Source organism: Aerophototrophica crusticola, from assembly GCF_012913305.1.
In the GTDB taxonomy this organism is placed as follows: domain Bacteria; phylum Pseudomonadota; class Alphaproteobacteria; order Azospirillales; family Azospirillaceae; genus Niveispirillum; species Niveispirillum crusticola.
The window spans coordinates 3,498,493-3,510,192 of record NZ_CP051775.1; the positions used below are offsets into that span (position 1 = coordinate 3,498,493).

Sequence of the window (11,700 nt, forward strand, 5' to 3'; positions counted from 1 at the left end):
GCACCCGGCGACCCGGTTTCACCTGCCCGGCAACAGGGTCAATCCGCCGCCTGGAGCATCGCCGCATAAATACGCATGACGGTGCCGATGGAAACTTTGCCGGCATCGGCGCCCGCCGTAAGCATTTCCAGCGTCGGCTTCACCGGCACGGCAGTCAAGCCGCGGGTCCCCATGTGCGCGACCTCTTCCAGGGCGTGGCGCATGGAATCGCTCATGTCATCATCGTCTGGCATCATGGCCTGTCCCGTCATTCTCTTCATCGCTGACCCCCGGATCTTCTCTCTTCTTCTCCCTTGATTGACATCTAGCACCAGCCTGGGATGTCGGTGATCTATGCGTTGGGATAGAAGGATGGGACCTATCCCTTTGGATTCCGCGCATAATCATATGCGCGCCTTGGAGAACTATTGGCCTTTACATAGTCCCCTGCGGAAATCCACATTCCTGGCAGGGACTTTTCTTGTCATCCGGGCCATCCCGGCCAAAGGCTGGTCAGGGCGCCCCGTTCGGATTAGGGTACGGCCCATGACGACCCTGATCTTCCACATGTGCCGCGAGCCCGAATGGCAGGCGGCGCTGGCCGCCGGCCGCTATGACTGCTCCTCCCAGGACCAGGCGGACGGCTTCATCCATTTCTCCGACGCGGCGCAGCTGCCCGGCAGTGCCGCCAAGCACCGGGCCGGCCAGACGGGCCTGCTGCTGCTGACGGTGGCGGCGGATGCCCTGGGCGACGGGCTGAGGTGGGAACCGTCCCGCGGCGGGCAGCTTTTCCCGCACCTGTACGGGCCGCTGCTGCCGGGGCAGGTGCTGCGGGTGGACCCGCTGCCCCTGGGTGCCGATGGGCTCCACGTCTTCCCGCCGCATGTGGCGGGGGAAGCGGCGAAGCGGGGCGGGGCCGGCGCGTGATCGACCTGTACCCCCTGGCCCGCCCCCTGATCATGCGCCTGGACCCGGAAAAGGCGCATGGGCTGACCATTTCCGCCCTGAAGGCGGGCCTGGTCCCCGCCGACCGGCGGCCGGACCCGCCAAGCCTGCGCACCCGGGTGTTCGGGCTGGACTTCCCCAACCCCGTGGGCCTCGCCGCCGGCTTCGACAAGAACGCGGAGGTGCCGGACGCCATGCTGGCCCTGGGCTTCGGCTTCGTGGAGCCGGGCACCGTCACCCCGCTGCCCCAGCCGGGCAACCCGCGCCCGCGCCTGTTCCGGGTGCCGGAGGCGCGGGCCGTGATCAACCGCTTCGGCTTCAACAACGGGGGGCTGGAGGCCTTCACGGCCCGGCTGAAGGCGCGGCACCGCAAGCCCGGCATCGTCGGCGCCAACGTGGGCAAGAACAAGGACCAGACGGACGCGGCGGCCGACTACGCCGCGGGCATCCGGGCCGTGGCGCCCTGGTGCTCCTACGTCACCGTCAACGTCTCCTCCCCCAACACCCCCGGCCTGCGCACGCTCCAGTCCCGCGACGCGCTGGCGGACCTGCTGGGCCGCTGCCTGGAGGCACGGCGTCAGAGCGGGGCCACCCCGCCCCTGCTGCTGAAGGTCGCCCCCGACCTGGCCGATGCGGACAAGGAAGACATCGCCGCCGTGGTGCGGGACAGCGGCATCGACGGGCTGATCGTCAGCAACACCACCATCGCCCGCCCGGCGGAGATCCCCGCCGACCTGGCCAAAGAGGCCGGCGGCCTGTCCGGCAAGCCCTTGATGGGGCCCAGCACAAAGGTGTTGGGGGAGTTCCACCGCCTGCTGGGCGGGGCCGTGCCCCTGGTGGGGGTGGGCGGCATCGCGTCCGGTGCCGACGCCTATGCCAAGATCCGCGCCGGCGCCAGCCTGGTGCAGCTCTACTCCGCCCTGGTCTATGACGGCCCGGCCCTGGTGGGCCGGATCAAGCGGGAACTGGCGGACCTGCTGGCCCGCGACGGCTTCCGCAGCGTGGCGGACGCCGTGGGCGCGGACCAGCGGGGCGGCTGAGGGGTGACGGCATGACCACCCTCCGCCACATCGCCTTCGCCACCCTGTACGTGGCGCTTGCCTTCGCCGTGGCGGTGACCCTGCCGCTGACCGGCGGGGTGGACCGGCTGGTCGGCCTGCTGTTCGGGCTGGTGGTCTTCCTGGCCGGGGCCCTGCTGCATGAGTTCTGGGCCCGCAACGCGGAGCGGGAGGCGCTGGAGGAGGAACTCTGGCACCTGCGCAAGACCCAGGATGAGATGCGCATCGTGCTGCTGCACCTGGAGGAAAAGCTGCGGGGTGGGATCGCCGCCCCCGCCGCTGCCCCCTTGGTCCCGCCCCCAGTGCCGGCCCGGCCGGAGCTGGACTCGGTGGTGTCCGAGGCGCGGATGCTGGAGACCCTGGCCGGGCAGCTTCCCGTCCGCCGCCCCGGCGGGCGGGTGGAGCCGGTGTTCGGCGGCCCCGCCACCCCGGTGGCCGAGGCCGGGGTGGATGCCGATGCGGTGCTGGAAATGGTGCGCACGGCCCTGCGTTCCGACCGGGTGGACATCTTCCTCCAGCCCATGGTCAGCCTGCCCCAGCGCAAGCACCGCTATTACGAGGTCTTCTCCCGTATCCGCGGCGATGACGGCAGCCACCTGCCCCCCGACCGCTACCTGGACGTGGCGGCCAACGCCGGGCTGATCGCCGCCATCGACAACATGCTGCTGTTCCGCTGCATCCAACTGATCCGGGAGACGGAGAAGCGGCACCAGACCGTGGGCTTCTTCTGCAACATCTCCGCCGCCAGCCTGGACGATGCGGGCTTCATGCGGGAATTCGTCACCTACATGGGCCAGCACCCCAGCCTGGTGAACAAGCTGGTGTTCGAGCTGGGCCAGGCCGACCTGATGCGTGGCGGGGTGTTCGCCACCGGCTTCCTGGACGGGCTGCGGCGCCTGGGCTTCCGCTTCTCCATGGACCAGGTGACCCACCTGGACGTGGACTGGGACCAGCTGGCCCGGCACGAGATCCGCTTCGTCAAGCTGGACGCCGCCCGCCTGCTGGACCCTGCCGGCCGCTTCGCCGACCCCGCCGCCTTCAAGGCGCTGAAGGGCCAGCTGGACCGCAACGCCATCGACCTGGTGGTGGAGAAGATCGAGACCGACCGCCAGCTCCTGGACCTGCTGGACCTCTCCGTCGACTTCGGCCAGGGCTACCTGTTCGGCGAGCCGCGGCTGGCGAAGAAGCTGGGGTAGGTCAGACGGCCTCACCCGCGCCCGGCATCTGCCGCAGGTCCGAGACCAGGTCGGGGTGCCGGTCCAGCAGGTGCAGCAAGGCCACTTTGGGGCGCAGGCGCGACGGTTGTGCCGGTGCGCCCGACCCGGTATTGATGACCGGCCTGCCCACTTGGATATGTCCCCATGACCCTCCCCATCCACGTCGGCCTGTCCCAGGTCGCGGACCGGTATGACGGTTTCATCCTGGACCTCTGGGGTGTCGTGCATGACGGGGTGGCGCCCTATCCCGGGGTGCCGGAATGCCTGGCGGCGCTGAAGGCCCGGGGCAAGAAGATCTGCCTGCTGTCCAACGCGCCCCGCCGGGTGGCGGCGGCCAAGGCCAAGCTGGACGGGATGGGGCTGGACGCCGGGCTCTATGACTTTCTCTACACGTCGGGGGAGGCCAGCTTCGAGGCGTTGCGGGACCCGCCGGATGCCTGGCACGCCGCCCTGGGGCCCCGGCTGTTCCACATCGGCCCGCCGCGGGACAACGACGTCTATGACAGCCTGCCCGGCCGGGTTCGGGTGGACACGCCCGACCAGGCAGACTTCGTCGTCAACACGGGCATCGACGATTTCGACGAGACCCTGGCGGATTACGAGCCGGTGCTGCAGGCCTGCGCCGCCCGCCGCCTGCCCATGCTCTGCGCCAACCCGGACCTGGTGGTGGTCGTGGGCACGAAGATGGTGATCTGCGCCGGGGAACTGGCCCGCCGGTATGAGGAGCTGGGCGGCTCCGTCGCCTGGCACGGCAAGCCGTTCCCGTCGGTCTACCGCCGCTGCTTCCAGTTGCTGGGGGGATGGACCCGGCGCGGGTGCTGGCGGTGGGGGACAGCCTGCGCACCGACGTGGCCGGGGCCAATGCCGCCGGCATCGACAGCCTGCTGGTCACCGGGGGCATCCACCGGGAAGAACTGGGCACCCGATGGGGCGCGGCCCCCGACTCGGGCGCCGTGGCGCGGCTGCTGGAAACCGCCACACAGCGCCCCACCGGCATCATCCCGGCCCTGGTCTGGTAAGGACGGGGGGCGTCACCGCGACTCGAACACGTCCAGCGCCCGCTCAAACACGGGCGAATAGTGCCGCTCATGCCGGAACGACGCCTGCTCCTCCGCCATGCCGGCCAGGGCGTGGGCGGGGGTGGGCACCGGGTCGGCGGCGCTGCGGAAATAGCTCAGGATGAAGATGCGCAGCGCCGCGGTCAGGGCGCTGTCGCCCCGCTTCTGGTCGATCAGCGCCACCACGTCGTTGGTGGCCCGCCCCTCGCGGCGGCAGATTTCCGCAAGGCTTTCCCACTGCAAGGGCTCCATGCGGATGCTGGTCCGCCGGCCGCCCACCACCACGTTGCGGCAGACTGCCTTCATGGACTCCGGGGCCGTATCGTCGGGGATCACGGGGGGACGACGCTTCGCTGCCATCAACGACCTTCCGCCATAGGTTCTGGCCTGTACAAGGGTTGTGCCGAACATATTGAGTCTACTTGTATGGTACAATGGGTTGTAGCGGGTCTTATGACGGTTCTTGGCGTCGAAAGGCTGCCGGGTGGGCCCGGAAGGGCGGTGGGACGCGGCACCTTGTCCGGTCCATGACTTTTGTAACCGCCGTGAAACCGCGCATGACAGCCGCGTGGGGCAGTCTATCCTAAGGGGCATGAGGGACCCAGACGACATGCCCAGGACGCGACCGATGGACGCCAGCCTTGCCGCTCCCCGCACCCGACTGACCCCGGGCATCCCCATGGGGGGCATCGCGGCCCTGGCCGTGACCGTGGCCATGGTGGCTTGGGGCCTGTCCATGGGGGAGGAGGCGCCGCAGCCCCCCGCCCGCCCGGTGGCCGCCCGGGCCCCGCTCCCCCCTTGCCGCCGATGCCGCCGGCACCCGCCCCGGCGCCGTTGCGGGCGACCAGCCCCGGTATGGTGGACCTGGACGCCATCAGCCGCTCCGTGCGCGCCGCGGCCGACATGGCGGCCAAGCTGGCCACGGCGCCATCCGAATCGATGCCCGGCCATGACGGTGGCATCCGCTACCTGGAGCGGACAAGCGCCGCCGACGGGACCAACCGGGTGGTGGCCACGGCCAACGCCCCGGCCGGGCTGCGGCTGGCCAACATCTATGGCCGCGTCACCATCCGGGTGGACGAAAAGGCGGCCGGCGTGCTGTTCAGCATGACCAACAGCCGCAAGCGCTACAATCTGGAGGTCCAGGACGGGCTGCTCTGGGTCACCGGCCCCGGCCCTGACAGGGAGCCGCGCACCGACCTTGAATTCACCGTGCCGAAGGGCACGCCCCTGCTGCTGAACAACCATACCGGCGAGCTGGTGGTGGACGGCGACCTGGGCGCCCCCGTGCGGCTGGAACTGGCCCGCGGCCGGGTGGACATCCCGGGCACGGTCGCCTCGGCCCGGGTGCGCGTGACCCAGACCGGGGAGGTCAGGCTGGGACGGGTGGACGGGCTGCTGGCGGTGCAGGTGCCGGCCCAGGCTGACGTCAGCGCCGCCGGTGCCGGCCAGGCCTTCGCGGAGGTGAACGGCGCCGGCACCCTGCGGCTGGGCCCGGTGCGCGAGGGCCTGACCCTGTCCATCCCCGGCTCGGGCGACGTGCAGGTGGCCTCCGTGGCCGGGCCGGTGGCCCTGGCCTTCCAGGGCGTCGGCAAGGTGGACATCGCCGACGGCGCCGCCGACCGGTTCCAGGCGGGGGTCACCGGCATGGGGACCGTGCGCTTCAACGGCACGGCGGCGGACCCGCAGGTGCTTGTCACCGGGCCCGGCAGCGTCACCGTCGCCAAGGTCACCGGCACCCCCACGGTGCAGCAGCTCGGTGCCGGCAAGGTCAAGCTGGGGGACTGACCCCGGGTTGGTACCCACGGGGTGCATGGCTGGGCGTACCACCGCCGGTACTCGGGAACCTTGTTGACAAGTCCACGTTCCTTCCACCGACCCGTGCCGCTGGTGCGGGCAGGACAAGACCCGGACGTGTTCCGTCCGGCGCCACTGGAAGGAACAATCATGACCAAGCGTTTCTCTTGGAAGACGCTCAGCGCCGCCGGCCTTCTTCTTGCGATGGCCGGCCTGTCCGCCTGCAACACCGTCGAGGGCGCGGGCCAGGACCTGCAGTCCGGCGGCCAGGCCGTGGAGAAGGCCGCCGACCGCAACAAGTAAGCGCCAGGGCGGCGGCACGGGGGCATCCCCCGGCCGCCGCCCCCACTTCCCCGTCCGGCCTTGCGCGCCACCCTTGCGGTGCGGCCCCGACCGGCCCATCTTGCCGGCATGAGCGACACGCCCGCCCAAGCGCCCGCCGGCCCCCGCATCCGCACCATCCCCGCCGGCGAGGACCGGGAGCGGCTGGTCTGCCCGGACTGCGGCTATATCGCGTACGAAAACCCGAAGATCATCGTCGGCTCGGTGGTCAGCGCCCCCGACGGGCGCATCCTGCTGTGCAAGCGGGCCATCCACCCGCGCAAAGGTTACTGGACCCTGCCCGCCGGCTTCATGGAGCTGGGTGAGAGCACGGAGGAAGGGGCCGCCCGGGAAGCCTGGGAGGAAGCCCGCGCCCGCATCCGGGTGGATTGCCTGCTGGCCGTCTACAACATCCCCAGGATCAGCCAGGTGCAGCTGATCTACCGCGCGGGCCTTGTCTCCCCCGACGTGGAGGCGGGGCCGGAGAGCGAGGCCGTGGCCCTGTTCGCCTGGGACGACATCCCCTGGAAGGAACTGGCTTTCCCCAGCGTCCACTGGGCCCTGCACGAACACCGCGCCCGCCTGGGCCAGACCGCCTTCCCCCCGGCATCGCCCCGCCGGACGCGCCCATGGGGCTTTGAAGCCAGCGGCAGGAGCCAAGCCGCCGGATGGCGGCACCCGGCCCCTCGCATAAGCCCTCCCCTGGCGTTCCCGCCATGACCCTGGCATGAATGCGGGAACAGAGGCGGCGTCCCAGCCGCCCGGACCGGAGGAAACGGATGCGCAAGGCCCATGACACCCCCCGCGGCACCCTGCACCGGCTGGTGCTGGATTGCCGGCTGCTGGACGGGAACCTGCAAGGGGACCCGACGGAGCGGGAGGTGCATGTCTATGTTCCCGCCGGCCATGACGGGGCCGGGCTGCCCCTGCTGGTGGACATCGTGGGCTACACGGCGGGCGGCCCCGCCCACACCAACTGGCGCGCCTTCGGGGAGAACGTGCCGGAGCGGCTGGACCGCCTGATCGCGGCGGGGGAGATGCCGCCGGTGGTCGTGGCCTTCCCGGACTGCTTCACCCGGCTGGGCGGCAACCAGTATGTCAACAGCGCGGCCTTGGGCCCTTGGATGGACGTGATCTGCCAGGAGATGGTGCCCTTCGTGGAGCGGCAGTTCGGCTGCGGCGGCCCCGGCCGGCGCGGGATCTTCGGCAAAAGCAGCGGCGGCTATGGCGCCATGGCCCACGCCCTGCTGCGGCCGGATTTCTGGGCCGCCGCCGCCTGCCATTCCGGCGACGTGGCGTTCGAATGGTGCTACCTGCCCGAATTCCCCGGCGTGCTCCGCGCGCTCGCCAAGCATGACCTCGGCATCGAGGGCTTCATGCGCAAGTTCGAGTCGGCCAGGAAGCCCGACGGCAAGGACACCCATGTCCTGATGATGCTGTGCATGGCCGCCACCTATGACCCGGACCCCAAGGCCTATCTGGGCATCCGCCTGCCGGTGGACCTGGAGACCTGCGAAATCATCCCGGAGCGCTGGGCCGCCTGGCTGGACTGGGACCCGCTGATGCTGCTGGAAAAGCATGCCGACGGCCTGCGGGACCTGAAGGCGCTGTACATCGACTGCGGCGACCGCGACCAGTACAACCTCGTCTATGGCGCCCGCCGCCTGCACCGGCGGCTGGAGGCCCTGGGCATCAAGCACCGGTATGAGGAATTCCCCGACGACCACAGCGGCGTGGATTACCGCATGGACGAAAGCCTGCCCTTCCTGGCCAAGGCCCTGTCGGCGTGACGGGGGGGAGGGTAGCCATGGCCGGGAAAGGGGACGGGAAGAACGACGACACCAGCACCAGCGACCCGGCCGACGCCGCCGACCTGGCCCAGGGGCGGCTGCGGCTGGACAAGTGGCTGTGGTACGCCCGCTTCGTGAAGACGCGCAGCCTGGCGGCCAAGCTCTGTACCTCGGGCTCCATCCGCACCGGCGGGGCGCCGGTGACCAAGGCCAGCCACATGGTGCGGGCGGGGGACGTGCTGACCTTCCCCCTGGGCCCCCACATCCGGGTCATCAAGATCCTGGCCCTGGCCGCCCGCCGCGGCCCGGCCCCGGAGGCCCAGGCCCTGTACGAGGACCTGTCCCCGCCCACGCCGGAGACGCGGCTGCCGCGGGTGTAGCCATTTGTTCTCCTCAGTCGCCGCCGAAGCGTGTTTACGGCCAGCGTAAACACGCTCTGGTCCCCCTTTCCCGCGCCCCCGGCCAGGGTTACGCTCCCCGCAACGACAAGCGGCACAGGGGGCGGGGATGGGGCGGTTCGTGTGGGCGGCAGCCCTGGGGATCGGGGCCGCGCTGGCCGGGTCCGCGGCCCTGGCGCAAGGCGGTTCCCAAGGCTTCGACGTGCAGGCGGCCACCCAAGCCTACCTGGACAGCCTGCCGGCGGAGGCCCGGGCCAGGTCCGACGCCTATTTCGAGGGCGGCTACTGGCTGATCCTCTGGGGCCTGCTCTGGACCCTGGGCGCCTGCTGGCTGCTGCTGGGGACCGGCCTGTCCGCCCGGCTGCGGGATCGGGCGGAGCGGGTGACGAAGGCCCGCTTCGTGCAGGTCTTCCTCTACGCCGCCGGCCTGATCCTGGCCCTGACGGTCCAGACCCTGCCCTGGTCCATCTACACGGACTTCGTGCGGGAGCACCAATACGGCCTGTCCACCCAGAGCTTCGGCGCCTGGGCGGGGGAACAGGCCATCGGCACGGCGCTCAGCCTGGTCATCACCTCCCTCATCGTGGCGGTGATCTATGCGGTGGTCCGGCGCAGCCCGCGGCGCTGGTGGCTGTGGGGCACGGGCGTGGCCATGGTCTTCCTGGTGGTCGGCATCGCCATCTCCCCCGTCTTCATCGCCCCCATCTTCAACGACTACAAGCCCCTGGCGGAGGGGCCTTTGCGGGACCGCATCCTGTCCATGGCCCGGGCCAACGGCGTGCCGGCGGAGGAGGTCTACATGGTCGACGCCTCCCGCCAGACCAACCGGGTCAGCGCCAACGTCTCCGGCCTGTTCGGCACCACAAGGGTCAGCCTGAACGACAACCTGCTGAACCGCGGCACGCCGGAGGAGGTGGCCGCCGTCATGGGGCATGAGATCGGGCATTACGCCCTGGGCCACATCGACGAGGCGCTGTTGAAGCTGGGCGCCGTCATCCTGGCCGGCTTCGCCTTCGTCCACTGGGCCTTCCCGCGGGTGGCAAATGGTTTCGGGAGGGGCTGGGGCATCCGCGGCGTGGCGGACCCGGCCGGGGCGCCCCTGGCGCTGGCGCTGTTCAGCCTGTGGTTCACCCTGATGACCCCGGTGACCAACACCATCACCCGGAGCAACGAGATCGAGGCCGACATCTTCGGCCTGAACGCCGCGCGGGAACCCGACGCCTTCGCCACCATCGCCCTGAAGCTGGCCGAATACCGCAAGCTCGACCCCGGCCCCTTGGAGGAGTTCCTGTTCTACACCCACCCCAGCGGCCGCAACCGCATCGAGATGGCCATGCGCTGGAAGGCGGAGCACATGAGGGAACAGGCGCCGGTGGTGGGGGAGGCGGGGAAGCCCTGAGGCCAGGGGCGACGCCTGCCCCCCCATTCCCGCACCCTTCCCATGCTCGGGCGGGCATCCTGGCGGGCTTGTTCGCGGGTGCGGCAGGGGGTAAGGTCGGCTTTCCGCGAAACAAAATGGCGCATCCACGCCACGGACCTTTCCGGTTAGAACGAGACCCGACCCTACCCTAGTCGAGTGATCCCATGGCCACGCCGCGCACCCTGTACGACAAGATCTGGGACAGCCACGTCGTCCACCGGCAGGAGGACGGGACCGCCGTCCTGTACATCGACCTGCACCTGGTGCACGAGGTGACGAGCCCGCAGGCCTTCGAGGGGCTGCGCCTGGCGAACCGTCCCGTGCGGCAGCCGGCCAAGACCCTGGCCGTGGCCGACCACAACGTGCCCACCAGCCCCGACCGGCTGGAAGGCATCAAGAATGAGGAGAGCCGCATCCAGGTGGAGCAGCTCGCCATCAACGCGCGGGAGTTCGGGGTCGAGTACCTGGACATGGCGGACATCCGCCAGGGCATCGTCCACGTGGTGGGGCCGGAGCAGGGCGTGACCCAGCCGGGCCTGACCATCGTCTGCGGCGACAGCCACACCTCCACCCACGGGGCCTTCGGGGCGCTGGCCTTCGGCATCGGCACGTCGGACGTGGAGCATGTGCTGGCCACCCAGACCCTGCTGATGAAGAAGTCCAGGAACATGCGGGTGACGGTGGAGGGGGACCTGCCCCTCGGCGTCACCGCCAAGGACGTGACCCTGGCCATCATCGGCGCCCTGGGCACCGCCGGCGGCACCGGCTATGTCATCGAGTATGCCGGCAGCGCCATCCGCGGGCTTTCCATGGAAGGCCGGATGACGGTCTGCAACATGGCCATCGAGGCGGGCGCCCGCGCCGGCCTGATCGCCCCTGATGAGACCACCTTCGCCTACCTGAAGGGCCGCCCGCGCGCGCCAAGGCCGGCGCCTTCGAGCAGGCGGTGGCCTACTGGAAGACCCTGCCGTCGGATGAGGGCGCATCCTACGACAAGGAAATCTTCATCGACGCCGCCACCATCGCCCCGCTGGTGACCTGGGGCACCAGCCCGGAGGACGTGGCCCCGATCACCGCCGCGGTGCCCAGCCCGGCGGACTTCGCCGACCCGCACAAGCGCGCGGCGGTGGAACGGTCCCTGGCCTATATGGGCCTGACCGCCGGCACGCCCTTGTCGGAGGTGCCGGTGCAGAAGGTGTTCATCGGGTCCTGCACCAACAGCCGGATCGAGGATTTGCGCGCCGCCGCCGCGGTGGCGGAGCAGGCGCTGAAGCGGGGCCGCAAGGTGGCCGACGGCGTCTATGCCATGGTCGTCCCTGGCTCCGGCCTGGTGAAGCACCAGGCGGAGGCGGAGGGGCTGGACAAGGTCTTCCGGGAGGCCGGCTTCGACTGGCGGGAACCCGGCTGCTCCATGTGCCTGGCCATGAACGACGACAAGCTGAAGCCCGGCGAGCGCTGCGCCAGCACCAGCAACCGCAACTTCGAGGGCCGCCAGGGCCCCGGCGGCCGCACCCACCTGATGAGCCCCGCCATGGCCGCCGCCGCCGCCCTGACCGGCCGCCTGACGGACGTGCGGGAGTTCACCGCCTGACGCGATGGGCCGGGCGTCGGTGGGACCGGCGCCCGGTGCCCGCCTTGAGAGGGAAGATCAAATAACATTCACGGACACGCACAAACACACACACGAACATTCACACAATGAATTGGCTGCGCCGCA

At 70.4% G+C, this 11,700-nt stretch carries 12 protein-coding genes and 1 pseudogene; 11 read left to right on the forward strand and 2 right to left on the reverse strand.

Going from position 1 to position 11,700, the window contains the following annotated elements:
* Positions 1–38 precede the first annotated feature (38 nt).
* The gene (locus tag HHL28_RS17190) at positions 39–236 is read right to left on the reverse strand and encodes a hypothetical protein (RefSeq protein ID WP_169655563.1); all 198 of its coding nucleotides are present in this window, start codon (positions 234–236) and stop codon (positions 39–41) included.
* A gap of 289 nt (positions 237–525) precedes the next feature.
* Between HHL28_RS17190 and HHL28_RS17195 the strand changes: the two genes are divergently transcribed.
* The 4 genes from HHL28_RS17195 (at position 526) to HHL28_RS19145 (ending at position 4,279) form a co-directional block, all read left to right on the forward strand.
* Positions 526–906 carry a DUF952 domain-containing protein gene (locus HHL28_RS17195; RefSeq protein WP_075772055.1) on the forward strand — a complete coding sequence of 127 codons (381 nt, stop codon included), beginning with the start codon at positions 526–528 and terminating at the stop codon, positions 904–906.
* On the forward strand, positions 903–1,964 hold the full coding sequence (locus HHL28_RS17200; protein ID WP_075772054.1) for a quinone-dependent dihydroorotate dehydrogenase: 1,062 nt from the start codon (positions 903–905) through the stop codon (positions 1,962–1,964). Before HHL28_RS17195 ends, HHL28_RS17200 begins: the two co-directional genes overlap by 4 nt.
* A gap of 11 nt (positions 1,965–1,975) precedes the next feature.
* Positions 1,976–3,178, forward strand: a complete 1,203-nt coding sequence (locus HHL28_RS17205; protein ID WP_075772053.1) for an EAL domain-containing protein — start codon at positions 1,976–1,978, stop codon at positions 3,176–3,178.
* Between the two features lie 165 nt (positions 3,179–3,343).
* Positions 3,344–4,279, forward strand: a complete 936-nt coding sequence (locus tag HHL28_RS19145; RefSeq protein ID WP_449686966.1) for a TIGR01459 family HAD-type hydrolase — start codon at positions 3,344–3,346, stop codon at positions 4,277–4,279.
* Here HHL28_RS19145 and HHL28_RS17215 read toward each other — a convergent pair.
* A complete protein-coding gene (locus HHL28_RS17215) occupies positions 4,231–4,617 on the reverse strand; it encodes a ribbon-helix-helix domain-containing protein (RefSeq protein ID WP_169655565.1) in 387 nt (128 codons plus the stop codon). The two genes, HHL28_RS19145 and HHL28_RS17215, sit on opposite strands and share 49 nt — an antisense overlap.
* A 495-nt stretch (positions 4,618–5,112) precedes the next feature.
* Between HHL28_RS17215 and HHL28_RS17220 the strand changes: the two genes are divergently transcribed.
* From HHL28_RS17220 to leuC, 7 genes and pseudogenes are all read left to right on the forward strand, one after another.
* On the forward strand, positions 5,113–6,045 hold the full coding sequence (locus tag HHL28_RS17220; protein ID WP_169655567.1) for a hypothetical protein: 933 nt from the start codon (positions 5,113–5,115) through the stop codon (positions 6,043–6,045).
* 159 nt (positions 6,046–6,204) lie between these two features.
* Positions 6,205–6,357 (forward strand): entericidin A/B family lipoprotein, encoded by a 153-nt coding sequence (locus HHL28_RS17225; protein ID WP_075772049.1) that lies wholly within the window; start codon positions 6,205–6,207, stop codon positions 6,355–6,357.
* A 108-nt stretch (positions 6,358–6,465) separates the two neighbouring features.
* The gene (locus tag HHL28_RS17230; RefSeq protein WP_169655569.1) at positions 6,466–7,095 is read left to right on the forward strand and encodes an NUDIX hydrolase; all 630 of its coding nucleotides are present in this window, start codon (positions 6,466–6,468) and stop codon (positions 7,093–7,095) included.
* A gap of 59 nt (positions 7,096–7,154) precedes the next feature.
* A complete protein-coding gene (locus HHL28_RS17235; RefSeq protein WP_075772047.1) occupies positions 7,155–8,165 on the forward strand; it encodes an alpha/beta hydrolase in 1,011 nt (336 codons plus the stop codon).
* Positions 8,166–8,182: 17 nt separating this feature from the next.
* Positions 8,183–8,545, forward strand: coding sequence for an RNA-binding S4 domain-containing protein (locus HHL28_RS17240; RefSeq protein WP_075772046.1), 363 nt, complete (start codon positions 8,183–8,185; stop codon positions 8,543–8,545).
* 127 nt (positions 8,546–8,672) lie between these two features.
* Entirely contained in the window at positions 8,673–9,962 is a 1,290-nt protein-coding gene (locus HHL28_RS17245) for a M48 family metallopeptidase (protein WP_083699245.1), read from the forward strand.
* Positions 9,963–10,147: 185 nt separating this feature from the next.
* Positions 10,148–11,574 (forward strand): annotated as a pseudogene (gene leuC, locus HHL28_RS17250) (3-isopropylmalate dehydratase large subunit).
* The last annotated feature ends 126 nt before the right edge of the window (positions 11,575–11,700 follow it).

Excerpts from the sequence above, each read along its gene's own strand:
- HHL28_RS17190 (WP_169655563.1), bottom strand. The coding sequence starts at position 236 with ATGATGCCAGACGATGATGACATGAGCGATTCCATGCGCCACGCCCTG.
- HHL28_RS17195 (WP_075772055.1), top strand. The coding sequence starts at position 526 with ATGACGACCCTGATCTTCCACATGTGCCGCGAGCCCGAATGGCAGGCG.
- HHL28_RS17205 (WP_075772053.1), top strand. The coding sequence starts at position 1,976 with ATGACCACCCTCCGCCACATCGCCTTCGCCACCCTGTACGTGGCGCTT.
- HHL28_RS19145 (WP_449686966.1), top strand. The coding sequence starts at position 3,344 with ATGACCCTCCCCATCCACGTCGGCCTGTCCCAGGTCGCGGACCGGTAT.
- HHL28_RS17215 (WP_169655565.1), bottom strand. The coding sequence starts at position 4,617 with ATGGCAGCGAAGCGTCGTCCCCCCGTGATCCCCGACGATACGGCCCCG.
- HHL28_RS17220 (WP_169655567.1), top strand. The coding sequence starts at position 5,113 with ATGGTGGACCTGGACGCCATCAGCCGCTCCGTGCGCGCCGCGGCCGAC.
- HHL28_RS17225 (WP_075772049.1), top strand. The coding sequence starts at position 6,205 with ATGACCAAGCGTTTCTCTTGGAAGACGCTCAGCGCCGCCGGCCTTCTT.
- HHL28_RS17230 (WP_169655569.1), top strand. The coding sequence starts at position 6,466 with ATGAGCGACACGCCCGCCCAAGCGCCCGCCGGCCCCCGCATCCGCACC.
- HHL28_RS17235 (WP_075772047.1), top strand. The coding sequence starts at position 7,155 with ATGCGCAAGGCCCATGACACCCCCCGCGGCACCCTGCACCGGCTGGTG.
- HHL28_RS17240 (WP_075772046.1), top strand. The coding sequence starts at position 8,183 with ATGGCCGGGAAAGGGGACGGGAAGAACGACGACACCAGCACCAGCGAC.
- HHL28_RS17245 (WP_083699245.1), top strand. The coding sequence starts at position 8,673 with ATGGGGCGGTTCGTGTGGGCGGCAGCCCTGGGGATCGGGGCCGCGCTG.